General features: G+C 69.1%; 24 protein-coding genes and 3 pseudogenes. 14 read left to right on the top strand and 13 right to left on the bottom strand.

The features are described from left to right. The first annotated feature begins 372 nt into the window (after window positions 1–372). Window positions 373–561 carry a hypothetical protein gene (locus tag JAP66_RS26270; RefSeq protein WP_199434521.1) on the top strand — a complete coding sequence of 63 codons (189 nt, stop codon included), beginning with the start codon at window positions 373–375 and terminating at the stop codon, window positions 559–561. Between the two features lie 60 nt (window positions 562–621). Then, window positions 622–1,209, top strand: a complete 588-nt coding sequence (locus JAP66_RS26265; RefSeq protein WP_199434520.1) for an IS110 family transposase — start codon at window positions 622–624, stop codon at window positions 1,207–1,209. A gap of 154 nt (window positions 1,210–1,363) precedes the next feature. On the opposite strand, the gene JAP66_RS26260 is transcribed toward JAP66_RS26265, so the two are convergent. The 7 genes and pseudogenes from JAP66_RS26260 to bioB form a co-directional block, all read right to left on the bottom strand. Further along, window positions 1,364–1,879 (bottom strand): MFS transporter, encoded by a 516-nt coding sequence (locus JAP66_RS26260; protein WP_199434519.1) that lies wholly within the window; start codon window positions 1,877–1,879, stop codon window positions 1,364–1,366. After that, window positions 1,879–2,526: an MFS transporter gene (locus tag JAP66_RS26255; protein ID WP_199434518.1), complete on the bottom strand. Its 648-nt coding sequence runs from the start codon at window positions 2,524–2,526 to the stop codon at window positions 1,879–1,881. The genes JAP66_RS26260 and JAP66_RS26255 overlap by 1 nt, the downstream gene beginning before the upstream one ends. A gap of 2 nt (window positions 2,527–2,528) precedes the next feature. Continuing rightward, the gene (locus tag JAP66_RS26250; protein ID WP_307849721.1) at window positions 2,529–3,215 is read right to left on the bottom strand and encodes a dihydrodipicolinate synthase family protein; all 687 of its coding nucleotides are present in this window, start codon (window positions 3,213–3,215) and stop codon (window positions 2,529–2,531) included. A 211-nt stretch (window positions 3,216–3,426) separates the two neighbouring features. After that, on the bottom strand, window positions 3,427–3,591 hold the full coding sequence (locus tag JAP66_RS26245) for a hypothetical protein (RefSeq protein ID WP_199434517.1): 165 nt from the start codon (window positions 3,589–3,591) through the stop codon (window positions 3,427–3,429). Window positions 3,592–3,693: 102 nt separating this feature from the next. Further along, window positions 3,694–4,834: pseudogene (locus JAP66_RS26240) on the bottom strand (8-amino-7-oxononanoate synthase). Further along, the gene (locus JAP66_RS26235) at window positions 4,831–6,090 is read right to left on the bottom strand and encodes an adenosylmethionine--8-amino-7-oxononanoate transaminase (RefSeq protein WP_199434593.1); all 1,260 of its coding nucleotides are present in this window, start codon (window positions 6,088–6,090) and stop codon (window positions 4,831–4,833) included. Before JAP66_RS26235 ends, JAP66_RS26240 begins: the two are co-directional and overlap by 4 nt. A 6-nt stretch (window positions 6,091–6,096) precedes the next feature. Continuing rightward, window positions 6,097–7,170, bottom strand: a complete 1,074-nt coding sequence (gene bioB / locus JAP66_RS26230; RefSeq protein WP_199434592.1) for a biotin synthase BioB — start codon at window positions 7,168–7,170, stop codon at window positions 6,097–6,099. 100 nt (window positions 7,171–7,270) lie between these two features. On the opposite strand from bioB, the gene JAP66_RS26225 reads away from it, so the two are divergent. From JAP66_RS26225 to JAP66_RS33515, 4 genes and pseudogenes are all read left to right on the top strand, one after another. Next, complete coding sequence (locus JAP66_RS26225; protein WP_199434516.1) at window positions 7,271–7,828, top strand: TetR family transcriptional regulator; 558 nt, start codon at window positions 7,271–7,273, stop codon at window positions 7,826–7,828. 256 nt (window positions 7,829–8,084) lie between these two features. Continuing rightward, window positions 8,085–8,955 (top strand): annotated as a pseudogene (locus tag JAP66_RS26220) (ISAzo13 family transposase); the annotation flags it as partial. A gap of 1 nt (window position 8,956) precedes the next feature. After that, window positions 8,957–10,051 carry a hypothetical protein gene (locus JAP66_RS26215; protein WP_199434515.1) on the top strand — a complete coding sequence of 365 codons (1,095 nt, stop codon included), beginning with the start codon at window positions 8,957–8,959 and terminating at the stop codon, window positions 10,049–10,051. A gap of 197 nt (window positions 10,052–10,248) precedes the next feature. Further along, window positions 10,249–10,602 (top strand): annotated as a pseudogene (locus JAP66_RS33515) (hypothetical protein); the annotation flags it as partial. A gap of 85 nt (window positions 10,603–10,687) precedes the next feature. On the opposite strand, the gene JAP66_RS32790 reads toward JAP66_RS33515, so the two are convergent. Beyond that, window positions 10,688–10,813, bottom strand: a complete 126-nt coding sequence (locus JAP66_RS32790) for a hypothetical protein (protein WP_268963314.1) — start codon at window positions 10,811–10,813, stop codon at window positions 10,688–10,690. Between the two features lie 538 nt (window positions 10,814–11,351). Between JAP66_RS32790 and JAP66_RS26205 the strand changes: the two genes are divergently transcribed. From JAP66_RS26205 to JAP66_RS32785, 5 genes are read left to right on the top strand one after another with little or no spacing between them, the layout of a single operon-like run. Continuing rightward, a complete protein-coding gene (locus JAP66_RS26205) occupies window positions 11,352–12,185 on the top strand; it encodes a helix-turn-helix domain-containing protein (protein WP_199434514.1) in 834 nt (277 codons plus the stop codon). Window positions 12,186–12,238: 53 nt separating this feature from the next. Continuing rightward, the gene (locus JAP66_RS26200) at window positions 12,239–13,561 is read left to right on the top strand and encodes an FAD-binding oxidoreductase (protein WP_199434513.1); all 1,323 of its coding nucleotides are present in this window, start codon (window positions 12,239–12,241) and stop codon (window positions 13,559–13,561) included. Window positions 13,562–13,580: 19 nt separating this feature from the next. After that, window positions 13,581–14,186 (top strand): dihydrofolate reductase family protein, encoded by a 606-nt coding sequence (locus JAP66_RS26195; protein WP_199434512.1) that lies wholly within the window; start codon window positions 13,581–13,583, stop codon window positions 14,184–14,186. Next, complete coding sequence (locus JAP66_RS26190) at window positions 14,183–15,103, top strand: NAD-dependent epimerase/dehydratase family protein (RefSeq protein ID WP_199434511.1); 921 nt, start codon at window positions 14,183–14,185, stop codon at window positions 15,101–15,103. The genes JAP66_RS26195 and JAP66_RS26190 overlap by 4 nt, the downstream gene beginning before the upstream one ends. 10 nt (window positions 15,104–15,113) lie before the next feature. Next, complete coding sequence (locus JAP66_RS32785) at window positions 15,114–15,242, top strand: hypothetical protein (RefSeq protein WP_268963313.1); 129 nt, start codon at window positions 15,114–15,116, stop codon at window positions 15,240–15,242. Here JAP66_RS32785 and JAP66_RS26180 read toward each other — a convergent pair. The 5 genes from JAP66_RS26180 to JAP66_RS26160 all read right to left on the bottom strand — a co-directional run bounded on the left by JAP66_RS26180 (window position 15,220) and on the right by JAP66_RS26160 (window position 21,118). Continuing rightward, complete coding sequence (locus JAP66_RS26180) at window positions 15,220–16,410, bottom strand: glycoside hydrolase family 64 protein (protein ID WP_199434510.1); 1,191 nt, start codon at window positions 16,408–16,410, stop codon at window positions 15,220–15,222. The genes JAP66_RS32785 and JAP66_RS26180 overlap by 23 nt on opposite strands. Before the next feature lie 470 nt (window positions 16,411–16,880). Then, on the bottom strand, window positions 16,881–17,918 hold the full coding sequence (locus JAP66_RS26175; protein ID WP_199434509.1) for a LysR family transcriptional regulator: 1,038 nt from the start codon (window positions 17,916–17,918) through the stop codon (window positions 16,881–16,883). A gap of 32 nt (window positions 17,919–17,950) precedes the next feature. Further along, window positions 17,951–19,081 (bottom strand): CaiB/BaiF CoA transferase family protein, encoded by a 1,131-nt coding sequence (locus tag JAP66_RS26170; protein ID WP_199434508.1) that lies wholly within the window; start codon window positions 19,079–19,081, stop codon window positions 17,951–17,953. Window positions 19,082–19,088: 7 nt separating this feature from the next. After that, window positions 19,089–19,916, bottom strand: a complete 828-nt coding sequence (locus tag JAP66_RS26165; RefSeq protein WP_199434507.1) for an enoyl-CoA hydratase/isomerase family protein — start codon at window positions 19,914–19,916, stop codon at window positions 19,089–19,091. Then, on the bottom strand, window positions 19,913–21,118 hold the full coding sequence (locus JAP66_RS26160) for an acyl-CoA dehydrogenase family protein (RefSeq protein ID WP_199434506.1): 1,206 nt from the start codon (window positions 21,116–21,118) through the stop codon (window positions 19,913–19,915). The genes JAP66_RS26165 and JAP66_RS26160 overlap by 4 nt, the downstream gene beginning before the upstream one ends. Window positions 21,119–21,348: 230 nt before the next feature. On the opposite strand from JAP66_RS26160, the gene JAP66_RS26155 reads away from it, so the two are divergent. The 3 genes from JAP66_RS26155 to JAP66_RS26145 are packed head-to-tail and all read left to right on the top strand — an operon-like array spanning window position 21,349 to window position 23,953. Further along, entirely contained in the window at window positions 21,349–22,476 is a 1,128-nt protein-coding gene (locus JAP66_RS26155) for an acyl-CoA dehydrogenase family protein (RefSeq protein ID WP_199434505.1), read from the top strand. Beyond that, a complete protein-coding gene (locus JAP66_RS26150) occupies window positions 22,473–23,456 on the top strand; it encodes a tripartite tricarboxylate transporter substrate binding protein (protein ID WP_199434504.1) in 984 nt (327 codons plus the stop codon). Before JAP66_RS26155 ends, JAP66_RS26150 begins: the two co-directional genes overlap by 4 nt. A gap of 2 nt (window positions 23,457–23,458) precedes the next feature. Then, window positions 23,459–23,953 carry a tripartite tricarboxylate transporter TctB family protein gene (locus JAP66_RS26145; protein WP_199434503.1) on the top strand — a complete coding sequence of 165 codons (495 nt, stop codon included), beginning with the start codon at window positions 23,459–23,461 and terminating at the stop codon, window positions 23,951–23,953.

Here is a 23,953-nt window from a genome sequence, read left to right as displayed (position 1 = left end):
GAACCACTCCTTCCCGCAGGTCAGGGCGCTTCTCCTCACTCCGGAGCCGACTCAAAATCCGTCCAGTGTGCGTTCGAGTCGCACCGGGGGCACTTACCTGATCAAGCGTTTTCGCAGGTCAGCCCTGTTCCTCCTGCGAGGGCAACAGAGGGACGGAAACGCTAATCCCCAGGTCAGTTCCGTTCCCGTTGGTCTCCTACGGGGGTGCGGGCCGCGTTGGCACTTCAGCGGCCTCCCGCGCTGCAAGGGCACTCGTTGGACTCCAACGTCCGCTCGGCGGCATAGACAGATGTTCTGAGTGTTGGCTGGACGCGGGAACGTCCTCCTGATGTGCTGTCGGGCTTGGCGTCCCATCGCAGGAGGAGGACGTTCATGGGCAACGGTAGTGGCGTGTCCCGGGGTGATCGCAACCGCAACGCCCGACTGACCCGCCTACGGGCGCTGGTGCCGGTCGACAACGCGATCGTCGGCATCGATCTGGCCGACGCCAAGCAGATGGTCGTGGTGACCGACCACGACTCGAAGGTGTTGGCGCGCAGGACTTTTCGTTGTCGCACCTGAAACCTCGGGGCGGCGCTGGACTGGGCCGCGCAGCATGCCTCGGCCGTGAGGTTCGCCGGGGTGACAGTGGCGTGTGAGCCGACCGGGCACCGGTGGCGAGTGCTCGGGCAACTCGCCTCCGATCGCGGCACGCCCTTCGTGTGTGTCCAGCCGATGCTCACCTCGTGGTCTCGGTGGGCGGAGGACCTGACGTTGGACAAGACCGACGAGAAGGACGCAGTGCTGGTCGCCCGGCTCACCGCCCAGCTGCGCTGCTACGTGCCCGAACCCGTCGACGAGCCCTGGGGGCGGCTGCGGCACCTGGGCACCCGACGTGACCAGTTGATCGTCGCGATGACCGGGCAGGTGCAGCAGATGCGGTCGCTGTTGGAGTGCGTGTGGCCGGCGGCGTTGGACACCGCGAAGCAGCCGTTCCGTTCGCGCACCTGGATCTCCGCGCTGACGGTGGTCTGCGACCGCGGCGGCGGCGACCTGGCACGAACCCGTCGTCTCGGCTTCGACCGGGCCGTGCGGCGCGAGGTCACACGCCGTAGCGAGGCTCAAGCCCTCGCTGCGGATCGAACGCGCAGGGGACCGCCTGGCCCTGGCCGGACATCAGCACGACAATCGCCCGCCGCAACCGCACCGGGTCCTTCGCGGTCCTGGTGACCCGCTGAAGCTTCCGGCCCTCCTCCATCGATAAGGGCCTCACGAACACGCTCGGACGACGAGTCACGACCACCTCCCGCACTCGACATGCGGGACCAGCCTGGCCGATCAGCCCACAGCACCGATTACCGGGTCAACCCTCCGAGACGCGCCACTAGGCACCGCGGGTGGGCGCCACCAGCGCGAGGTGCAGGTGCACGCCAATGCTGATGACGGCGCCGGCCAGTGCGGTGCCGGCGGAACCGGCCGTGATCTTCAAGGCGCCGATCCAGACGAAGATCTGGCCTCTTCCTTGCGGGGGTGCGTATTCGCTGCGGGCGGCGAGGGTGGCGGCGAAGAAGTAGCCGTTGGCGATGCCGGCGGCCGCGTAGGTGGCGACGGCGATCGGGAACACGGGGGTGAGCAGCACCGCGAGCAGCGTGACGGCGACAACGGCGGCGAGCCGACTCATCAGCTGGTCGGCTTCGCCGGTCAGGGGACGGATCATCACGCCGATGGACCCGGCGAGGTTGCCGAGTCCGTAGGCGGCGGTCAGCACGCCCGCGGCGGCGGCGACGCCGACGCCGGACGGCTCGGTGCTGACGACTGCGGTGATCGGGAGCGCGGCGACGCCGAAGGCGACGGTGATGGTCAGGTACATCGTGCGCCGCAGCGGGCCGGTGGACAGCATCAACGTGAGGGTGCGTGCCTGGCGCGGGACGTCGTCGGCGTGCGTGGCGGGCGGTGAGTACGGCAGCAGCAGAACGAATGCCGCGGCGACGAACGTGCCCCCGGCCAGCGCCAGCGCGGCCGCCAGTGGCGAGGCCCATGCCGAGACGGCGGCGACGATGGTGGGGCCGACGGTGCCGCCGATGCCGTAGGTCGCGACGTCCCAGCCCTGTGCGCGGCGTTGCTGGGTGCGGGAGGCCCCGGCGATGGCCGGTAAGCGGCTGCTGATGCCGCCGGGAGCAGCGGCCCGACGAGCCCGGAGGCCATCAGCAGCAGTGCGGTGACCGTGGGGTGGGTAACCGGGTAGAGCAGCACCGCGGCGGCGAGCGTCGCGCCGTGGAGTAGACAGGCTACGGCGATGACCTGGCGTCCGTCGCGGGCGGTGTCGAGGCGGCGGGCGACGAAGGGGCCGAGCAGGTGGGGCGCGGTGATGCACGCGCCGAGCGTGCCGGCCAGCCAGCCGGGGCCGCCCCGGGAGGTCACCAGCAGCACGATCGCCACGACGGCGCCGCCATCGGCGGTCCGTGCCAGCGTGGCGGAGGTGACGTAGCGGGCGAGGCCTCCCCAGCCGGTGCTCGTCGGGGCAGTGGGGTTCGGCGAGGTGGTCATGGTCAGCGCAGATCGAGCTGTTCGATGACGTGGCGGACCCGCGCGCGGTCTTCGTCGCGCAGGCCGAGGATGGGCATCGGCAGGCAGGGGTGTCCGGCCAGACCCAGTTGCTCGGCGATGTCGGCCACGACGCGGAGGCTGCCGTGGCGTGCGAACAAGTCCCACAGCGGCTGCAGCTGCGCGGACAGTTCGGCGGCTGCGGCCGCGTCCCCGGCTCGCGCGGCACGGGTGATCCGCAGCGCCGGTTCGGGCAGAGTGCCGCCGACGACCGAGTACCAGGCGTCGCAGTCGGCGTTGAGCCCGGTCGCGGCGAACGCGTCGCCGCTGACACCGACGGTGACGTGCGCGGGCAGGAGCTTCCGCAGCGTCTGGATCCGCCTGGCGGCTGCCGCGCCGTCGGCCGGGACGCCGGGGATCTTGATCGACGCCACCCGCGGCAGCCCAGCCACCTGGGCGTACAGCTCGTCGGTGAAGGTGAAGTGCGTGGTGCCGGGGTTGTCATAGACCACCAGCGGCACGGACAGTTCGGCGGTGACGTCGCGGTAGAGACCGAGGACGTCGTCGTGCATCAGCGGCTGGTAGGACATCGGCGCCAGCAGCACGCCCGCGACACCGGCGCGCTGGGCGTCCTCGGCGTGGCGCAGCACATCGCGGGTGGCCAACGCCCCGACGCCGGCGACCACGGGCACGTCGCCGGCGTTGTCGAGCGCCAGCTCGATGACCGCCTCCGTTCCTCGCGGTCGAGGTAGGCATAGGAGCCGGTCGAGCCGAGCAACGTGATGGAGCCGACCTGCGCGGCGGCGAGGCGGCGCACGAGATTGGCGAACGCGTTTTCGTCGATCTTGCCGGCACTCGCCGGAGTGAGCGGGAAGGCACTGAGCCCGGTGAACACATCTCTCCTCAAAGGACGGCCGCCAGGTCGGCGGCGAAGGACGTGGCCTGCTGGGTGGTCATCGATGCGGTCGTCACGCGCAACGCACCGGCCCCGCGACCGCCCACCATGAAGTCCGAGCCGCCGCGCACGGGCAGCGCGTCCTCACCCCACCGCCTCACCCCAGGGGACACCGGCCGATTCTGATGGGCATCGACCTCGACCTCGGGCGGACTGCGAGCGCCGCAGTGGTCACGGTTTACCGACACAGGTGTCGGTGCCGCCGACAATGATGATCACGGTGTTCGCCGGTGATTGCCGATCACGTTGGCCAGCACGTCGACTGCCTGCACCCAGTGGTCGTCGTTGAGGCCGGCGTGGAGGGTGATGCGGAGTCGGGAGATCCCGTCTGGCACCGAGGGCGGCCGAAAGCAGCCCACTCGGACGCCGGCCGCGAGTGCCATGCCATGTGTGGCGAGGGCGGCCTGCGCCGACGCCATAGGCACCGAGAGCACGGCGCCCGCCGACCGCTGCACGCCGAATCGGTCGGCCAGTTCACTGCCACGTTGATGGATCCGCGACGGGAGATCGGGGTGCTGGCGCAACCGACGGAGTGCGGTCAGCGCACCTGCGGTGGGAGCCGGTGCCAGCCCGGTGTTGAAGATGAACGGGCGGGCGCAATTGATGAGGTGATCGATGAGCGCAGCCGAGCCGAGTACCGCACCTCCCATCGCACCAAGTGATTTCGACAGCGTCATGGTCATCACTACGTGCGGGTGGTCGGACAGGCCGTGGGCGTGCACCAATCCCTGTCCGCCGCTGCCGACCACACCGAGCCCGTGTGCCTCGTCGACGATGAGAAGCGCGTCGTGTTCGGCGCAGGCTGCAGCCAGGTCCGTGAGTGGGGCGGAGTCGCCGAGCACCGAGAAGATCGACTCGGTCAGCACGATCGCCCGTCGGCCAGCGGCCGCGGCCAACGCCGCCCGGACTGCGGCCACGTCGTTGTGGGGGACGACTTCGATCACTGAGCGAGACAGTCGCGCGGCGTCGATCAGCGAGGCGTGTACGTGCGCGTCGGAGATGATCAGCGACTGCTTGTCTGCCAGCGTCGTCACGGCAGAGAGATTGGAGTGGTATCCGGTCGAGAAGACCAGCGCCGCCTCGCGGCCGGTGAACTCGGCGAGTTCGCGCTCCAAGTCGGTGTGCAGGGTGGTGGTACCGGTCACCAGTCGAGAGGCACCCGCCCCGGCGCCCCAGGCGAGGGCGGCGTCGGCGGCTGCTCGTCGTACCTCCGGGATGGCTGCTCAGCCCTAGGTAGTCGTTGCTGGCGAGGTCGATGATGTCCTCGTTGGACGTCCGCGGACGCAACATGCGTTGCAAGCCGGCGTCCTCGCGCACGGTCCGCTGCTCTGCGAACCACTTGGCCCAGGTGCTCATCCGGCCTCCGCTGCGGCGGCGATGCCGGCACAGATGGTGGCGATGTCCTCGTCGGTGCACACGTACGGCGGCATGGTGTAGATCAGGTTGCGGAAGGGACGTAGCCACACCCCCTGAGCCAGCGCCGCCTTGGTGGCCTTGACCACGTCGACCGGGTGGTCGAGCTGCACCACGCCGACGGCGCCGACGACGCGTACGTCGACGGTGTCGATCTCGTGCAGGGCTTGCAAGCCGGTGTTGATCCGTCGCACGTCCCTCGCCCAGCTACCGGTGGCCAGCAGATCCAGGCTGGCCGAGGCCACTGCGCAGGCGAGTGGGTTGCCCATGAAGGTGGGGCCGTGCATGAGCGCGCCGGAGTCGCTGGCGGACACGCCCTCGGCCACCTCCGTGGTACACAGCGTGGCGGCCAGCGACAGGTAGCCGCCGGTGAGTGCTTTGCCGACGCACATCACGTCCGGGGTCACTCCGGCGGCCTCGGCGGCAAAGAGGGTCCCGGTGCGGCCGAAGCCAGTGGCGATCTCGTCGAAGACCAGAACCAGCCCGTGCTCGTCGGCGACCTCCCGGAAAACCGTCAGACAGGCGGCAGGGTAGGGGTGCATGCCGCCGGTGTTTTGCAGCAGCGGCTCCACGATCAGCCCAGCTAACCGGTCTGCGTGTTGGGCGGCGAGTGCGCGGAAGCCCGCGGCCCAGGCGTCGATATCGTCGCCGAGTCGTGGGGGACGTTCGCCGAATACGTGCTTGGGCAGTACGTCGGACCACATCGTGTGCATGCCGCTGTCCGGATCGCACACGCTCATGCAGTGGAAGGTGTCGCCGTGGTAGCCGCCGCGGATGGTGAGGAACCGGGTTCGCTCCGGACGGCCGGTACCACGCTGGTATTGCAGCGCCATCTTCATGGCGACCTCGACGCTCACCGACCCCGAGTCGGCGAGGAAGACCCGGTCAAGACCGGCGGGGGTGAGGTCGATCAGGCGTCGGGCCAGTTCAATCGCTGGCTCATGGGTAAGACCGCCGAACATCACATGCGACATCTGTTCCAGCTGGCGGCGTATCGCCGCGTCGAGCGCGGGGTGCCGATAGCCATGGATCGCTGACCACCACGATGCCATCCCGTCGACCACCTCGCCGACGCCGTCGAGGGTGATTCGGCTGCCAGAGGCGTCGGTGACCAGATGCGTCGGTGACGGGGCGGTCATCGAGGTGTACGGGTGCCACAGGTGTTCGCGGTCGAACGCGAGCAGTGTTTGTGGGGTCATCATCGGTCAGGCGTTGGGGAGGAGGTCGGTGCCCGCCCCACGGCGTCGGATCGTGGGATCGGTCGGTTCGAGCTGTGCGGCCTGTGGACTGAGGTCTCCCTCGGCGCCCAGGACGACGAAGCCGTTGTCCCGGATCATCTCCAGATCCGCCTTGGCGTCCTGGCCCTGCGAGGTGAGGTAGTCGCCGAGGAAGATCGAGTTGGCCACGTGCAGCGCGATCGATTGCAGCGAACGCAGGTGGATCTCGCGGCCGCCGGCGACCCGGATCTCCTTGTCCGGGCAGACGAAGCGCGCCATGGCCAGGATCTTCACGCAGCGAGACGGGGTGAGCTCCCAGGTGTTGGCCAACGGTGTGCCGTCGAAGGGAATCAGGAAGTTGACCGGGATCGATTCGCTGCCCAGCTTTCTCAGCGCGAACAACGCCTCGACGAGTTGCTCGTCGGTCTCGCCGAGGCCGGCGATCAGTCCGGAGCAGGGGGAAAGCCCGGCACCCGTTGCCTTCTCCAAGGTGTTTAACCGGTCGGCGTAGGTGTGGGTCTGGACGATGTTCTCGTGGTGACTCTCGGCAGTGTTGATGTTGTGGCTGTAGGCGTGGACGCCAGCGTCCTTGAGGCGCTCGGCTTGACCATCCTGAAGCAGGCCCAGGCAGGCGCAGATCTCGACCTCGGGGTAGGTCTGCTTGAGCGCCACGGCCATCTCGGTGACTTTGTCGATGTCCCGAGTGGATGGTCCGCGGCCAGAGGCGACCAGGCACACTCGGCTCGCTCCGCCCTCCAGCCCGGCACCGGCCTGCTTGAGGGTCTCATCCTTGGACAGCCACGAGTACTTGAGGATGGGGGCGTTGGAGCCAAGAGCCTGCGAACAGTAGCGGCAGTTCTCCGGGCAGAGACCGGACTTGAGGTTCACCAGGTAGTTCACCTTCACCGTGTTGCCGAAGTGCGCGCGGCGCAGCCGACCCGCGGCGGCTACGACGGACATCAGCTCAGCGTCGTCGGCCCGCAGCACCGCGAGAGCGTCTTCGGGCCCGGCCGGGCTCCCGGCGAGGATCGCATCGGCGAGTTGCTGGAAAGTGGCACTCATCGCTTCTCCGGCTTCAACCAGATTACCTACCTGAAGAGCGTTCACCTGAACGCTGTTCAGGTTAGACTGGTCGGGGTTGATCGTCAACGGAAGGACCTGCATGCGTTATCGCCGGGTCGACGTCGTGGACCGCGCGATCGAGGTCCTCGACGAGTACGGGCTGGAGTCGCTGACGATGCGCCGGCTCGCCGCCGAACTTGGGGTGCAACCGAGCGCGCTCTACCACCACGTGCCGAACAAGCAGACCCTGCTGGCCGCGGTCGCCGACGAGATCCTGACCCGGGGCCGACGCCCCCGCCGGGCTCGGGCGTGGGACCGGCGCGTGGTCGAGGTCTGCGCCGAACTTCGGGACGCGATGCTCGCCTACCGGGACGGCGCCGAGGTGGTCGCCACGGCATACACGTTCCGCCTCGGCGTGAGCGAGCCAGCCAACCAGTTGCACGCGGCTTTGCGGGACGGCGGCTTGCCCGACGACCTGGTCGACGTAGGCACCCGCGTCCTCCTGCACCTTGTCTTCGGCCGCACGGTGGAGGAACAGACCGCACTGCAAGCCGCGAGTGCCGGCGCGATCGATCGGCCGCCGGGCGGGCCGGCTGACTTCGAGCGTGGGCTTGAGTTGGTGCTCGACGGCCTCCGGTCGAGGATCAACGCCTACTGATCGAGAATGATCGGCGCTCAGGCAGGCCCCCGGGCGGGGCACGGCGGAGGCCGGTGGTTCGTGGTGGGTCCAGCAGGGAAGGGAGCGGTGGGCATACCAGCTCCCGGCTGCGGTCTCAGCGTAGTTGCAGCCGCTCGCGGACGCGCCCGCGCGGACGGAGAGCCCGTTCAAACAGAACCAATGGGTCAAGGACAGTCCTAAGGACTCGCAGAGAAATAACCCGTAGATTTCGATCTTGGGCTGTCATGCTTGTGGTATGAGCCTGGTCGAGGACACGGGGACGGCGCTGGCGGCGAAGTTCGAGGTGCTGATGCCGCACCTGAACGAGCGTCAGCGGCGGCTGCTGCTGGCCACGGAAGCCAGAGCGTTGGGCACGGCGGGATCAGGCTCGTCGCCCGCGCCGCGGGTGTCCGTGAAGCCACGGTGTCCCTGGGGTCACGGAGCTGGAGTCCGGCGAGGCCCCGCTCGGACGGGTGCGCCGGCCCGGCGGGGGCCGCAAACGCGCCGCCGACCTCGACACGGCGCTGCGCCCGGCATTGCTGGCACTGGTCGAACCGGACGTGTGCGGTGATCCGATGTCGCCGCTGCGGTGGACGACGAAGTCGACCCGCAAACTCGCCGCCGAACTCACCGCCCAAGGCCACCGGATCTCCGCCGACACCGTCGCGGACCTGCTGCGGGAAGAGGGCTTCAGCCTGCAAAGCAACGTCAAAACCCTGGAGGGAAAGCAGAATCCCGACCGGGACGCGCAGTTCCGTTACCTCAACGAACAGGTCAAGGACCACCAGGCCGCCGGGCAACCGGTGATCAGCGTGGACACCAAGAAGAAGGAACTGGTCGGGCAGTACGCCAACGCGGGCCGCGAATGGCGACCCGGCGGCGACCCGGTCAAGGTCGACACCCACGACTTCCCCGACAAGCCCCTGGGCAAGGCCGTGCCCTACGGGATCTACGACCTGACCGCCAACACCGGCTGGGTCAACGTCGGCACCGACCACGACACCGCCGCGTTCGCCGTCGAATCGATCCCCCGCTGGTGGAAGACGGCCGGCCGCAGCACCCACCCTCAGGCCCAACGCCTGCTGATCACCGCCGACGCGGGCGGCTCCAACGGCTACCGCGAGCGGTATGAGCACGCTCATCTACCACGGTCCGGACGCATGGCGGGCCGAGGTCGCCGCCGAGGAGCCCGCCCCACCGACACGGCTGGTCGAGGACTGCGACGCGCTGCAGCGCGACATCCCGCTCGACGGACACCGCGCCGCGTGCCTGACCGCGCAACTCACTGCGATGCGCGCGATCGCCCTCCACCTGGATGGCTCTGGCGTTCCGTTCCTTGAACACGCCCGGCAGTGCCTTGGCGTGCCGATCGATCGTGAGCCCGAGGACCGATTCGAGGCCGCCCACGCCCAGCTCGACGCCGCGCTTCCCGCTGGGCCCGGGTCGCTAGCCGAGCGTCTGCACGCGTGGCAGCAGGCCCATATCGTGCCGGCTGCTCGCCTTCCGGAGCTGGCCAGGCACGCCATTGCCGAGACCGTGGCCCGCACCCGCACGATCATCACGCTGCCCGACGAGCTGCATCTCGACGTCCGACTAGATACCGGGCCGCACCGCGGGCACTTCGCGGGCGAGGACCACGGCACGATCTACCTCAACGACAGCCTGCCGTTCAACGGGGCCGACCTGCTCTATGTCGTAGCGCACGAAGGGTTTCCCGGGCACATCGCCGAGTCGCTGCTGAAGGCCGCCCACCTGGCCGATCAGCCGGAGCACGGGGTCCGCTTCATGATTTCGCCGCAGTTCGTCATCAGTGAAGGGCTTGGGTTGCTCGCTCAAGAGGTCGTCTTCCCCGCCGACGAGGCGCAACGGTGGCTCACGGATAAGGTCCTCGCCCCGCTCGGGATCGGCCCGGACGGCAGCGACTTCGCCGCCATCCACAACGCCCGCAACATGCTGTGGGGCGTCTGGGGCAACGCCGCCGTCCTCGCGGCCGAGGGACGACCCGACTCGGAGATCGCCGACTACCTGACGCACTGGGCGCTGCTCACCGAGGACGAGACGGCGTGGGCACTCGGCTCCCTGCGCTCGCCCAGCATGGGCGTCTACGTCCTGGGCTACTTCCACGGATGGCGGCTGCTGCAGTCGTGGCTCGACCATCCGGACCGACCGGCGCGAGTGCGGCAACTGCTCACCAAGCCGGTGCTGCCGGTCGACTTGACCTGACAGCGCCACGCGCCCCCATGCCGCCAGGCGCAGAGGGCGCACACTCGAAACTGCCTGAACCGCGCTGGGTTCGGTAGAGACTCGTTACTGGGGCAGGCGACCGGGCTAGTCAGGTCGCCTGGACGGTTGATCGCGTGAAGCTCGGGTGAAGTAGCCCCTGGCTGTGGACGCGGACGGAGGGTGTTCAAGATCGAGTTGTGGGCAACGACCTGAACACCCTCCTGACGGCACTTTACGTGTTGATCGATGACCACGTGGTGCCGCCCCGCACCGGCAGAGGCCGCCGTCCCGAGCTGACCGACAGTGAGCTTGTCTGTCTGCCGTAGCCCAGGCGTTGTTGGGTTACCACAACGAACGACGCTGGGTCCGGCACGTCCACGCCGACCCCGAACTGCGCGCCATGTTCTCCGCCATGCCCAAACAGTCCGGCTACCACACAGTGGTGCCTGGCCAACCCGAAGATCGGCGAACGCGAGGTACTCGCGGCCCTGCTCGACCACAACCACCACCTCCTCCGCGACGGCCAGGTGCTGCTCGCCGGCAAGGACTTCGAACGGCTCTGCCAACCCTGATCGCGGGGCACGTGATCGTTCTCGAAGCTGACGAAACCTGGTTGGCCTCAGTCAGCTCCGGCATTCAACCCTGATCGATGAGAAGCGCGGGGCACCGCATCGAGCCCTTGTCGACGAGCCGCTCGATGATGTCGTCAACGACGGTCCGCAGCAGGTCGCCCGGGTTGGCGGTGCTGGGAGGCGATCCCATAGTTGGGGACGGGAACACGCAGCCCCGCTCCCAACGGAGCATCACTCACACGCGGACAGCCCGAAGGATGACTCGATCACGAGACTGCCGGTGTAGAACCGCTGGTCATTCCTGTTCCCATCCTTTGGTACTCCCGCCGGGGGCACCCTCCAGGACCGGCACCAATCGGCCCCTCACCAGGCACAACGCGGTGAGGGGCCGATCTCATGGTGGTGTCCGGCCGATACCGGCCGTTCGCGGTCTATTCGCGGTCTCGCTCCGGACCCAAGCACGCGGTCGATACATTCACGAGCGCTGGTCCGTCGGCGAGGTCATGCGGCTGTGGACCGACACCGCCAGCTGGATCAGAAGGGGTCGACCTCGATGCCCAGACCCAGCCGCAACTCGACGTACATCCTGGGCCAGCCGTAGGTGCTCCGGGACAGTCCGGGAACCTCCCGGATCTGTTCGGCCTGCCATTCGTTTCCTCCGCGCGGGCCGAGAGCGGGCAGCCTTGTTTTCGAGCCCGCCCGGGCAACTTCGGTGCGAGGATGCCGTCATGGACTCTTACGTCGAGCGTTCGCCGTTGCCGCGTTTGGCGGGGGTGGTGCGGACGGTCTGGATCCAGCGCACCGGTGCGGCGGCGTACGTGCAACGGCACCTGCCCACGGGCGGGGTCGAGATCCACTTTCCGATCGGTGGCCGTCCCCAGCTGGTTGGTCCGCTGACCGGTCCGCAGATCGAGGTCATCCCGCCGGGCACCACCATCGTGGGTGTGCGCTTCCACCCGGGGGCCGCGCCGCCCCTCCCGACGGTGCTCGACGACCTGGTGGACCAGCGTCTGGGCCTGGCGGAGCTGTGGCGGAGTTCGGCGGACCGTCTCGTGGAGGCGATGGCCCTGGCCGCCACGCCCGAGCGGGCGCTCATGTTCCTGCAGGCTCACCTCTTGCAGGCGTTTCGAAGTGCGCTCCACGTGGATCCGCTGGTGGGTGCAGCCGTGAAGGCGCTGATGCCCTGGCAGTCGGCCGACATCGGCGCCCTGGCCACCCACCTGGCACTCTCCGCGAGTCAGCTGCGCCGCCGCTGCCTGCACGCAGTGGGGGTGAGTCCCAAGGTCCTTCACCGGACGTTGCGATTTCAGGGGTTTCTCGCGCTGGCTCAGGCCGGCGTCGTGGCCACGGGCCGGCGTGGCGCGGACGGCATGGCGGGACTGGCGGTCGACGTGGGGTACGCCGACCAAGCGCACCTCAGCCGGGAATGCCTTCGCCTGACCGGCCTCACACCGCGCCGGCTCCTCGGTGGCGACATCGACCGGTGCGCCTGTGGCCACGAGCACTCCGCCTCTTACAAGCCCTTCCTCGCTACCCGTGGCAGGCGGCCGCTACGAGTCTGACCGTGCGCGATCTGTTCAAGACCCGCCCGGCACGCTGCTCATAGTTTGAACTCGTGTCCAACCTGGCCGAGTTCGGCAACTCACTCGATGGCGAGTTGTTCGGCCCCGACTCGCCGGGCTACGAAGCGATCCGCCGCCCGGTCAACGCCGCCTACCGCGAGGTGCGTCCCCGGCTCGTGGTTCTGTGCCGCTCGGTTTCGGACGTCGTGGGCGCCATGACCTACGCGAAGGCCACCGGGGAGCGCATCACCCCTCGTGGCGGGGGGCACTGCTTCGCGGGCCGGTCGTCGACTGATGGGATCGTGCTCGACCTGTCCGGCCTTGATGGCATCTCCATGGTGGATGACCGGGTCACCACGATCGGAGCCGGCGCCCGCCTTGGCCAGGTGTACGCGGCGCTGCACAGCCACGGCCGGACCCTGCCAGCCGGGTGCGGGGCAGGCGTCGGCATCACCGGCCTCGCCCTCGGCGGCGGGATCGGCCTGCTCGGGCGCGAGCACGGACTGACCTGCGATCGCCTCGTCGGCGCACAGGTCGTGCTCGCCGACGGCAGCATCGTGGATTGCGACCACGACCACGACCCAGACTTGTTCTGGGGTCTGCGCGGCGCGGGGGGTGGCCAGTTCGGTGTGGTCACGTCGCTGCGGCTCGACACCGTCGGTGAGCCGCTGACCACCCGCATCGAGGCGCACTGGTCGGACACCGCTCTCGAGGAACTGGCCTCGGCCTGGCAAGCCTGGGCACCGGACGCCCCGGACGAACTCACCGTCAACCTCACCCTTGTGTCCGAGCCCGGCGCACCTGTGCGGGCCACCCTTTTCGGCGCCTCGACCCTCGGGGAGGAATCGACGCGGGAACTGCTGCAGGAGTTCGTCGACCGGGCGGACGTGGCGCCTGCGGTCGAGTTGCGCACCGGCCTGCCCTACCACCACCTGAAGCACACCTTCGCCGACCCGCGGGATCTACCCGAACGCGCGCTGCGGATCCGGTCGGAGTTCTTCTCCCACGCGATGGCCCGCCGCACCCTCGCATCGCTGCTGACCCAGCTCGGCGACCCGAGGACCATCGGCCGTCGGCAGATCACGTTCACCGCGATGGGCGGGGCCTACAACAGGGTCGCCGAGGACGCCACCGCGTTCGCCCACCGCGGCGAACGCTTCCTGCTGGAGCACATCGCCGGCGCGGCCGACCCGTGGGTCGATCGTTCCTGGGCGACCGCCCACGCCGACGGGTCAGGACGCGTCTACCCCAACTTCCCCGACCCAGCACTCGACGACTGGGCCGTGGCGTACCACGCGGGCAACTACCCCCGGCTGACAGCGGTCAAGAACGCCTACGACCCGCACCGGTTCTTCGACTTCCCCCAGGCCATCTGATCAACAGCGAAGGAAGAACATGAGCAAGGTATTCAGCGCCCACGCCGTCTCGGTCGACGGCTACATCAGTGGCCGCACTCCCGACGGCCACGAGGAGTTCGGACGCGGTCTCGGTGACGCGCCCATGCTCTTCGACTGGTACTTCGACGGGGACACGCCGAGCCGGCTGTTCGACGGATTCAAGCTCAGTGAGCCGAGCGCCCGGTTCTTCGACACCATCGCGGCACGAGTGGGGGCGACCGTCTCGGGGCGCACCACCTACGAGCATTCCAGCCATTGGGGAGGCGGCAGCCCGCACCCGACGGCGCCGCTCGTCGTCCTCAGCCACCGGCCCGCGCCCGGGATCAGCGAGACGCAGACGCTCGTCACCACCGGCATCGAGGACGCCATCGCGGCGGCACGCGAGGCCGCCGGTGACAAGGACGTCGCCCTCATGGGCGGCGGCGCGCTGACCTCCGCGCTGGCAGCGGATCTCGTCGACGAGGTCATTCTCCACCAGGTGCCCATCCTGCTGGGCGGCGGTCGCAGCTTCTTCCGGGAGCTCCCGGAGCACGTGCACCTCCGTCTGCTGGAGGCCATCCCGGCGCCCGGCGTGACCCACCTGCACTTCGAGGTGGCCCGATGATCCTCGTCACCGGCGGGCTCGGCATGATCGGCGCCCACACCGCCCGCGCGCTCATCGACCTCGGGCACGAGGTCGTCGTCACCGCACACCGCCGGACCGAGGTTCCGTCGTTCCTCGCCGGCATGGTCACCGTGGAATCCCTCGACGTCACCGACCGGGACGCCTTCCTCGCCCTCGCCGATCGTCACGACATCAGCGACATCGTCCACCTCGCCGGCACCATCCCCGACGAGGACCCGGTCCACTTCTTCCGCACGGACACCACCGGCCTGCTCAACGCTCTGGACGCCGCCCGCACCTGGGGCGTCCGCAGGTTCGCCGTCGCCAGTAGCCTCGGCGTCTACATCGGTCAGACCGAGACCCCCTGGCACGAGGACCTCGCCCTGCCCACCGCCGACCTGCCACACCTGATCATCGCCTTCAAGAAGGCCGTCGAGCCAATCACCACGCACAGCCTCGCACGCACCGGTATCCAGCCGGTCGTGCTCCGGATCGGGAGCATCTGGGGACCGCTCATGGACCCGGAATCACCGCTCAACCACATCCCGCCGTACATCAGCGCTGCACTCCGCGGTGAGCAGCCGCAGCCGCTGCACGCCGACGACGGCGGTGACAGCTGCTACGCCCCCGACGCCGGACACGCGATCGCCCTGCTGACGACCACGGAAACCCTGCGGCACCACACCTACAACGTCTCCAGCGGCCGGCCGTTCACCAACCGCGAGCTCGCCGGCGCCCTGCAGGCGATCACCCCCGGCTCGCGGCTCGACCTCCTGCCCGGACGACGGCACGGCCCCGGCAACGACCCCTACCTCGACATCACCCGGCTCACCCACGACACCGGCTTCACGCCGAACTTCGACGTCACCGCCGCGGTCGCCGACTATGTCGCCTGGCGCACCGACAATCCCCGCTGAAGGAGCACACATGCTCGGCCCCGACGCGCGCCGCGTACTCGACGGCACCTCGATCGCTCACCTCGCCACCGTCCTCCCGGACGGCTCGGCCTTCCGGCTGGTGCCGCTGCCCGGATTCAGCGGATTCTGCCGAGCGTGACCGTCAGCAGCTCGGGGTCGCCGTGGTTGACCTTGCCGCTGTGATCCTCGTTCGCGTTCGCGCTGACGTCGTCGTAGGCGAAGGCGTATCCTTTGCCGTCCGGCAGGTTCTCGTGTACGACGCGGGCGTAGTGGTTCGTGACCGGATGCTGGTAGAAGGTCGCCGGGTCCTCACCGTGCGGCTGTTCGGAGTTGATCAGCAACGTCGTCCTGTTGAAGGCGGCGGCGATCCGGGGAACGATCGCTTTGCGCTCCTCGCTGTCTGTGTCCGGGTTGTTGGCGAACGGTCCGCTGTTGCAGCCCCAGATGTCGCCCGTGGTCGGCTTGCCGAAGCGTTCCGCGCCGAACACCAGGTCGCCGCCCTCGACGCGGCCCTGAAGGATGCCGATGTCGTCGCGCTGCGAGTCGACGATCAGCGGTTCGCTCGCGTACTTGCCCCACACCTGGTCGACGTAGCCGCTCATATACCCGGCGAAGTCGCCTGCCCGGTGGTTCGGGTTGAGCACGCGGACCACGGTGCCATTCGCCTCCTGTACACAGGTCGGCCACGAGCCGCCCTGTGCCCACAGTGACGAGGCGACGCGGTCGATCGCTCCGCTGGGCAGGCCCGGAACCTCCTGGGTTCCGCCTGTGTGCGCCAGATGCAGGCCGACCGGGGCGGCGACGAAGTCGACGTAGCTGATGTTGGCGTACAGCTGGACGGAGTTGAGTGTGAACTCGGCGAAGGTCCAGTTCTTGTCGAAGTTGGGGTCGGCGTCGGCGACGAAGTTCGGATGCACGACCGCAGTTCTGCCGTCGGCCGCCCGCACGGCGAGGAACTCTAGCTTGTCGTCGGTCACGAAGTAGACCCGCGCGCCGTACATGCGGGGAACCACGACCTCGGTCGATCCGTTCACCGGAACGGCGGGGTCCTCCCCGAGCGGCTGGGGCGTGGGGCCACTCGCTGCCGGGTAATACACGCTGCCGTCGGGGCGAACGAACATCGCGCGGCCGTCCGCATCCGCCTGGCCGGTGATGTAGGCGTAGGCGGTCTTACCGGAGTTGTTGACCAGCCGGAACCGCAGACTTTCCGGCGCGGCCACTGCGAACGGAGCGGTCAGCGTTCCCGCCCACAGCGGCGAGCTGAGCGCCGCGGCGGACATCCCGAGAAACTGCCGACGTGAGACCATGGACTTCCTCCAGACCGCGTTTCATCTCGAAAGCTGTGTGATCGACACACAGTCTGCCGGTCTAGACCTCTTGGCGGTACCTCCGAAAGTGGTTCTGATGACGCCATGCGGCGTACGTTCATCGCGGCGTTTCGGTGAGCGCGTCGGAGAGTTCGTTGGACCGCCGGCCTTCTCCGGCCTCAGGTCCTGGAACCGCCCGGAGTCGCCGGTGTTCATCCCGCCTGACCGGTTGCAGCATCCGGTCAGGCGGTAGCCGGCTTGCGCACCACCTGCTCAGGCGTGTGCTTCATCCACCTAGCAATATTGATGTCGAGCCTTCCTTCCACAAGGGACAGGCCACGCCCGGCAACGACGACGGTTGAGTGGACTGCGCGCGATCTCCGCGGGTGGCCATCCGGTGACGGCAGCGCCAGACTCGGAAACAGACGAAGAAGGACAGCGAATCGCGTGCGGGTCCCGTTCGGGTCTGGTCATCGCCTGGCATGGACGCGACCGGCACGGGCACGGTCTGCCGGCTCGGGCGGCCCCTCCTCCAGGCGCTGGTACGCGGCCTCGATCACGTTGTCGGCTTCGACGGCCGCCTCCAGCAAGCTGCTCCCCTGCTCCGTGCGCCGCGCGACCGCTCGGCGCCAGCGATCGAGATTCTCCTTGCTGAGCTCGAGGAATTTGCGCGCCGGGGCCGAGAGCGGCGAACTGGGCATGATGGCGTAGATCGGCCGGAAGGTCAGCGGGTCGATCGTGCGGAGGTTCGCCCCTCGCCGTCGAGCGTCGAGGGCCTGGCGCATCGGCAGGAAGGCGGCACCCGCTCCGGCGATGATCAGTGGAACGAGGCCCGCGGACTCGGAGACGTCGACGACCACGGCCGGCTCGACTCCGCTGGCGTCGCGAATCGACTGGAGGTAGGACCGCCCGAATCCACGGTCGATGATCATGGGCAGGCCGTCGAGCATCGCGATGGGGACCGGCTCGGGGAACTCGGTACGCCAGCCGGGCGGCAGGGCGAGCACGACCTCACCGTCACCGACGTGGACACATTCGATCCCTTGCCGGGACACGGGGGTCACGGTGTAGGCAAGTTCGGCTTCGCCCGATCTGATCAAGGCGATGATGTCCTCCGTGTCCCCGTGGTGCTGCGTCAGCCGGACGGTGAGGCCAGGGTGCTTGCGACGGAAATGGCCCACCCACGCGGCCAGGAAGTTCGAGGTGAGCGAGGCGGAGATCGCGAGGTCGACCCTCCCTCGCTCCAGCCCGCGGTATTCGTCAGCGACCTCGCGGGCGTGCTGCAGGTCGCGAACGACCTGCCGCGCCGGACCGACGAGCGCTTCACCCGCCGGGGTGAGCACCAGCCCGCGCCCGACCCGGCGGAACAGCTCGATGCTGAGCTCTGCCTCCAGTCGGCGGATGATCTGCGACACGGAAGGCTGGGCGAGATACAGCGCGGAAGCCGCCCGAGTGATGCTGCCGTGATCGACGACGGCGAGGAAGCATTCGAGCTCGTGGACCTTCATCGTATGATCCAAAGCCCGCCCCGCCTCGCCGGTCAAGGTTCGTACCGCGGGAGGGTGTCGGTGTCCGCGCCCACCTTCGGTACGGCTCGGTCCGGTGCGGGGTCGACGCCGTCGAGGCTGAACGGCAACGACGGGATCGGGTAGCGCTCACCATCCGGGCTCACCCCGGTCGTCAGGATTCCGCTGGACCGCGTGTCGGACGCGGCGGCCACCTCACGATAGGTCCGCACAGCTGCCGCGACGATACCCCGGTCCGCCAGCGCGGCGAGGCACTCGTCGGTCCGGGCAGTGCCGAAGGCCTCCGAGATCTCGGCCAGGAGAACGTCCCGGTGCGCGACCCGGGCCGGATTGTCGGCGAAGCGTGGGTCCTCGAGCATCCAGGTCTTCCCCATGAGCTCGCACAGCCGGGCGAAATGATCGGGCGTGTAGGCCGAGAGCACGATGGTCCCGTCCGCGGTATGGATGAGATCTGCCGCGGGCGCCACCGTCGCCTGACCATTGCCCTTCCGGCGCGGTTCCTGACCGGAGGCGTGCCACTCGCCCCACATCGCCGACTGCATGTGGATCATCGCGTCCAGCAGCGACACCTCGATGACCCCGCCTTGGCCCGTGCGCTCACGACGCAACAGCGCGGCGAGGACACCTTGGACGACCGCGTAGCTCGCGGCGACATCGGCGATCGGGAACCCGACACGCAGCGGATCGCCGTCCTGCTCCCCGTTGATCGACATGAGGCCGCTCTCCGCCTGCGCGGCGATGTCCAGACCCGCCCGCGACGCCGAAGGGCCCTTGGAGCTGAACCCGCTGACCGACACGTACACCAGCCGGGGGTGGTCCGGCACGAGGTCGCCGGCGCCGAGCCCGTGGCGGGCCATCGTCCCGGCCCGGAGATTCTGGACGACGACGTCCGCCTCCGCGATCAAGCGCAACGCGACGCGCTTGTCGTCATCCCTCGTGAGATCGAGCGCGACCGACCTCTTGCCCCGGTTGAACGCGAGCACGATGCCCTCGCCGTAGGCGCCGATGCCGCGAGCCTGGTCGCCGGTCGGTGACTCGACCTTGACGACCTCCGCGCCGAGATCGGCCAGCAGCTGCGTCGCCGCGGGAGCGGCGATGTAGTGACCGAACTCGACGACTCGAATGCCCGCAAGTGGGTTGGCCATACCGCTCCTACTCCCCGGTGAACACCGGTCTACGCTTCTCCAGGAACGCGCGAGCCGCTTGGCGCGCGTCGTCGCTGCGCGCACAGTCCACCATGCGCGGCACCTCACGCTCGAGGTACTCGGCCAGGGTGAACCGCCCTGCGTCGGCCAGATTCTTCTTCGCGTACCGCATCGCCTTCGGCGCCTGACCGGCGAGCTTGTCTGCCAGCTCGCCGACCCGGGCCGGCAGGTCCGCCGCGATCTCGGTCACGAGCCCGGCCTCCAGGGCCTCCCCCGCCGTGATCTTGCCCGGATCGAGAAGAAGCGCCCGCGCACGGGCACTGCCGACCGCGCGAGTCAGCAGCCACGCGCTGCCCAGGTCGCCGGAGACGCCTGCGCTCACGAAAGCCGTGTTGAACACCGACTCCGGGGCAGCGAGCCGGAAGTCGGTGGCCAGCGCCAGCGAGAGGCCGGCGCCCGCGCATGCCCCGTTGACGGCGGCGATCGTCGGCGCGGGGAAGGACGCGATCCTCTCCACGACGGTCGACGCCACGGCCAGCCGATCGCGATCGTCGGCGACGGAGCGCCCTCGCAGTGTGCGTGTCTCCTGGTCGCGCGCGTGCTCCGACCCCACACGGGCCAGGTCGGCACCGACACAGAAGTCGTTACCCGATCCGGTGACGACGAGGACTCGGAGCCCCTCGGCGGTGTGGGCTCGCTGGAGGGCCGCAAGCAGGTCCTCGACGAGCTGCCAGGAGATGGCATTGCGGCGCTCCGGCCGGTTCAGGGTCACGGTGGCGACGCCGCCGTCGAGCGTGAAGAGCGCGGTGCCGGAGCCGATCGCGGTGCCGCTCACCGGGGCAGGCCCAGCAGGTCGCGCGCGATCAGCGTGCGCTGGATCTGGGCGGTGCCGCCGGCGATCCGCTGACCTCGTACCTGCAGGTGCCGCCAGCGCAGATGGCCGGCCAGCTCCCCGGCCGGCGCCGTGCTGAGCTGGCCGTCCACGCCGAGAACGTCGGCACCGAGGTCGGCGATCGCCAGTCGCGTACGCGACCACAGCAGTTTCGTGATCGAGGCCTCCCTGCCCAGATCCTCACCTCGGCCGAGACGGGTCATCGTGTCGTACGCGCGAACGCGCAGCAGTTCGAGGTCGGCCCTGCAGCGGGCGATCCGCGCGCGGATCGACGGGTGCTCGATGGCGGGGCGACCGTCCTTGCCGGTGCACCGGGCCGCGGCGATCACGTCGTTCAACTCGTGGCTGAACTCCACGTACTGGCCGATCGGTGAGGCCTGCCGTTCCACCGAAAGCAGATATTCGGCTACTCCCCAGCCCTCGTCGATCTCACCGACCACGTTGCCCTCGATCGGTACACGCACGTCGTCGAGGAACTCGTGCCCGAGGTCCGGCGACCCGGACATCTGGCGGATCGTCCGCACCTCGACCCCGGGCAAGGTCAGGTCGATCAGCAGGAACGTGATGCCGCGGCGCCGTGACTCCCGCGGACTCGTACGCACCAACGCGAACAGCGCGTCGCCGTAGCGGGCCATGGAGGTCCAGATCTTCTGACCGGTGACCACCAGAGTGTCACCGTCGCGCACGGCCGTGGTCCTCAGGCTTGCCAGGTCGCTGCCGCTCTCGGGCTCGGAGAACCCCTGGCACCAGATCGTGTCCCCGGAGAGGATGCCCGGGAGGAGCCTGCGTTTCTGATCGGCCGTCCCGTAGCGCAGCAACGTCGGCCCGAGCAGGGTCGTGCCGAGATAGGTCAGCCCCAGGTAGGGCCCGATCGGTGCTCTTGCCCGCGCCATCTCCTCGTCGTGCACGGCCCGCACCTCGTGGTCGGCCCCGCGCCCGCCGAACTCGACCGGCCAGTCGACGCCGGTGAACCCGTTGTCGAACCGGTCCTTCTCCCACTGTCGCCGAAGCTCCAGGGACTCGGTGGTGCCGTCTCGCTCGAGCCAGAACCGCGGGCGGCGCCACGCCATGGGGACCGACTCGTCCAGCCAGCGCCGGATCTCCTTCCGGAACCGTTCGGCCTCCGGTGAGTAGCGCAGATCCATGCTGTGGTCACTCCCTGTCCCGAGATCCGATCGTGGTGCCGCCGGACACGCGAACCATCCTCGGGACTGCCGACATAGTACGTCAAAGAGCAAAATCGAACGCGACCCATTGTCCAGCGCAATACGTTACTCATTGCGTTGAACAATGGATGGCTTTGGGTTCACGTCTTTGACGTACTGATTCGTCACGTTGTGGACTGTGTGGCACCTCAACGGAGTGGACCGGTGTCATGGATTTTCGGCTCAGCGACGAGCAGGTCGCGATGGGCGGCGCTGTGCGGCAGTGGATGGATCGCCACATGGACCTGGCGGCCGTGCGGGAGTACGCCGATGCCTTGTCAGCGGAGGACGCCGAGCTGTACCGGGCGGCGGCCGACCTCGGATGGCTGGGTGTGACGGCACCGGAAGGAGCCGGCGGTCTCGACCTCGGCCTGCTCGACCTGTGTGTCGTCGCCGAGGCGCTGGGTGCCCGCCTGAGCCCTGCCGGTGTCTCGACCCGAATGGCAGCCTCCGACGTCCTCGCGCTGTCCTCCGGGCCGGAACAACTCTGCCGCTGGCTCGCGCCGGTGGTCTCCGGCGACCTTGCCGCGACGACGGCCCTGCACGCTCCGGGCGGTGCGTGGGACCGCCACGGCATCGGCGTCACCGCCACGGCCGACGGCGCGCTCGACGGGGACGCGGGATTGGTCGACCACGCCGCCGACTCGGGCATCGTCGTGGTCGCGGCCGCCTCCGCCGACGGGGTCGCACTGTATGTGGTGGAGACCGGGCACCCGGGGGTTTCACGCCGTCCGGCCGACCCCGCCGACCGGACGGTGCGTGCGGCCAGGGTGACCCTGGCCGGTGTTCCGGCGGAGCGCCTGCTCCGGTCCGGCGCCGGACACTTCGAGCGGGTCATGCAGCGGCTGACCGTGCTCGTGACCGCGGACCTCGTCGGTGCGGCCGGAGCCGCGCTCCGGCTCACCGTCGACCACGTCAAGCAGCGTCACCAGTTCGGGCGTGCGGTCGGCACCTTCCAGGCCATCCAGCACGAACTGGCCGAGCTGTATCTCGAGTGGACGGTCATCACCCACGCGTTGTGGTACACAGCCCACAGCCATGACGCGGGCCTGGACGAGGCCGCGTTCATGACCTCTGTGGTGAAGAGCCGCGCGGCCGACCTGGCCTGCCGGATGTCCGCGGCCATGGTCCAGTTCCATGGCGCCATCGGCCTCACCTGGGAGCACAGCGCGGGCCTGTTCTTCGCCCGGCTCCACCGGGACGCGTACAACTTCGGCGATGCCGACTGGCACCACCCGATCATCACGGCGGCCGCCATCGGGGCGGGCGCCCATTCGCACACGGGAGTTGCACCATGAGTATTCGTCCGATCCGGATGCGCCGCCGTGCCGCGATGCCCGCGATCCTCGCGGCGAGCGTCCTCCTCGCGGCGGCCTGTGGCGGGCCGCCCGGTCAGGGGGCTTACCCGGCACGGGACGTCCAGATCGTCGTCCCCTATCCGGCCGGGAGCAGCATCGACACCACGACCAGGGCGCTGGCCGAGGTCATCAACGACCAGGGCAAGCTCGGCAAGCGCGTTCAGGTCGTCAACAGGGAAGGAGGCGCCGGCTCGGTCGGGACCACGGCCACGCTCAACGCCAAGCCGGACGGCTACACCGTCGGCGTCCTGCCGGACGGCCCGCTCACGTTGATCCCGCACACCGAAGAGGTCTCCTACGACCCGCAGAACATCTCGGTGATCAACGAGGTCACGATCTCGCCGGTGATGTTCGTGGTACCGGCGGACTCGCCGTACCGGGACCTGCGTGACCTGATCGACGCCGCGAACGTCCGCCCCGGGGCGATCACGCTCGGCGAAGGCCCGCTGAACTACGCGGTCCCTGCCGAGAAGTTCGAGCAGCTGACGGACACCCGGTTCAAGCACGTCGCATTCGACGGTGACCAGGCGACCACGACGGCGCTGCTGGGCAACAACCTCGATGTCGGCGTCATGCAGCTGGCCGGCGCCTTCGCGCAGTTGGAGTCCGGCAAGGTCCGCGCGCTGGCGATCGCGTCTGCGGAGCGCGTCGACCTCGCCCCGGACATCCCCACCTTCGACGAACAAGGTGTCGGCCTCGGCTGGGAAGCGTACAACGTCGTGGTCGCCCCACCGGAGCTGCCGGACGCCGTCGGCAAGAAGCTGTCCGAGGTCTTCGGTTCGGCCGTCAGGAGTGCGGAGTTCACCAAAGCGGCGCAGGATCTGGGCCTGGTCGTGAGTGGTGCCGGCAGCGCGGCGGCCACGAAACGCCTGACCGACAAGTCCGCCGCGGCGGCGGGTCTGCTCGCCCCGTCGAAGTGACGATGAGCGCGGGGCGGGTTCGCGTCAACCCCGACATGATGGCGGCCGCGACGCTGCTGGGACTGGGCCTGCTGTACGGCGGCCTGGCCCTGGACGAGGGTCTCGGCACCGTGCCGGACACCGGCGCGGGCTTCTTCCCCTTCCTCGTGGCGCTGGTGCTCGTGGCATCCAGCATCACCGTGCTCGTACGCGAGCGACCTCGTGGGACCGAGGCCGATGCGCCCGCCGACGAAGACGAGGAGGGCTTCGCCGGCACGGTCCACTGGCGGCGGGTCGTCGGGGTCGTGCTCGCCGCGCTGCTCGTGCCGCTGTTCGGCACCACCGTGGGGATGATCGTGACTCTGTCGATCGCTCTGGTGCTGATCGCCAAGATCATGGGGTTGTCGCGGTGGAGCAGCGCGCTCATCCTCGGGCTCGCTTTCGGGGCCGCCACCTGGCTGATCTTCGTGTACTGGCTGTTCGTCCCGCTGCCGACCGGGACCCTCGGACTGGTCTGA

Origin of the sequence: Qaidamihabitans albus, from assembly GCF_016464705.1 — a bacterium.
Classification (GTDB): Bacteria; Actinomycetota; Actinomycetes; order Mycobacteriales; family Pseudonocardiaceae; genus Qaidamihabitans; species Qaidamihabitans albus.
Note: the sequence above shows the minus strand (reverse complement) of the source record. Positions and strands in the feature narration are given on the sequence as shown.

Excerpts from the sequence above, each read along its gene's own strand:
- JAP66_RS26270 (WP_199434521.1), top strand. The coding sequence starts at position 373 with ATGGGCAACGGTAGTGGCGTGTCCCGGGGTGATCGCAACCGCAACGCC.
- JAP66_RS26260 (WP_199434519.1), bottom strand. The coding sequence starts at position 1,879 with ATGCTGTCCACCGGCCCGCTGCGGCGCACGATGTACCTGACCATCACC.
- JAP66_RS26255 (WP_199434518.1), bottom strand. The coding sequence starts at position 2,526 with ATGACCACCTCGCCGAACCCCACTGCCCCGACGAGCACCGGCTGGGGA.
- JAP66_RS26235 (WP_199434593.1), bottom strand. The coding sequence starts at position 6,090 with ATGACCCCACAAACACTGCTCGCGTTCGACCGCGAACACCTGTGGCAC.
- bioB (WP_199434592.1), bottom strand. The coding sequence starts at position 7,170 with ATGAGTGCCACTTTCCAGCAACTCGCCGATGCGATCCTCGCCGGGAGC.
- JAP66_RS26225 (WP_199434516.1), top strand. The coding sequence starts at position 7,271 with ATGCGTTATCGCCGGGTCGACGTCGTGGACCGCGCGATCGAGGTCCTC.
- JAP66_RS26215 (WP_199434515.1), top strand. The coding sequence starts at position 8,957 with ATGAGCACGCTCATCTACCACGGTCCGGACGCATGGCGGGCCGAGGTC.
- JAP66_RS32790 (WP_268963314.1), bottom strand. The coding sequence starts at position 10,813 with ATGGGATCGCCTCCCAGCACCGCCAACCCGGGCGACCTGCTGCGGACC.
- JAP66_RS26205 (WP_199434514.1), top strand. The coding sequence starts at position 11,352 with ATGGACTCTTACGTCGAGCGTTCGCCGTTGCCGCGTTTGGCGGGGGTG.
- JAP66_RS26195 (WP_199434512.1), top strand. The coding sequence starts at position 13,581 with ATGAGCAAGGTATTCAGCGCCCACGCCGTCTCGGTCGACGGCTACATC.
- JAP66_RS26190 (WP_199434511.1), top strand. The coding sequence starts at position 14,183 with ATGATCCTCGTCACCGGCGGGCTCGGCATGATCGGCGCCCACACCGCC.
- JAP66_RS32785 (WP_268963313.1), top strand. The coding sequence starts at position 15,114 with ATGCTCGGCCCCGACGCGCGCCGCGTACTCGACGGCACCTCGATCGCT.
- JAP66_RS26180 (WP_199434510.1), bottom strand. The coding sequence starts at position 16,410 with ATGGTCTCACGTCGGCAGTTTCTCGGGATGTCCGCCGCGGCGCTCAGC.
- JAP66_RS26175 (WP_199434509.1), bottom strand. The coding sequence starts at position 17,918 with ATGAAGGTCCACGAGCTCGAATGCTTCCTCGCCGTCGTCGATCACGGC.
- JAP66_RS26170 (WP_199434508.1), bottom strand. The coding sequence starts at position 19,081 with ATGGCCAACCCACTTGCGGGCATTCGAGTCGTCGAGTTCGGTCACTAC.
- JAP66_RS26160 (WP_199434506.1), bottom strand. The coding sequence starts at position 21,118 with ATGGATCTGCGCTACTCACCGGAGGCCGAACGGTTCCGGAAGGAGATC.
- JAP66_RS26155 (WP_199434505.1), top strand. The coding sequence starts at position 21,349 with ATGGATTTTCGGCTCAGCGACGAGCAGGTCGCGATGGGCGGCGCTGTG.
- JAP66_RS26150 (WP_199434504.1), top strand. The coding sequence starts at position 22,473 with ATGAGTATTCGTCCGATCCGGATGCGCCGCCGTGCCGCGATGCCCGCG.
- JAP66_RS26145 (WP_199434503.1), top strand. The coding sequence starts at position 23,459 with ATGAGCGCGGGGCGGGTTCGCGTCAACCCCGACATGATGGCGGCCGCG.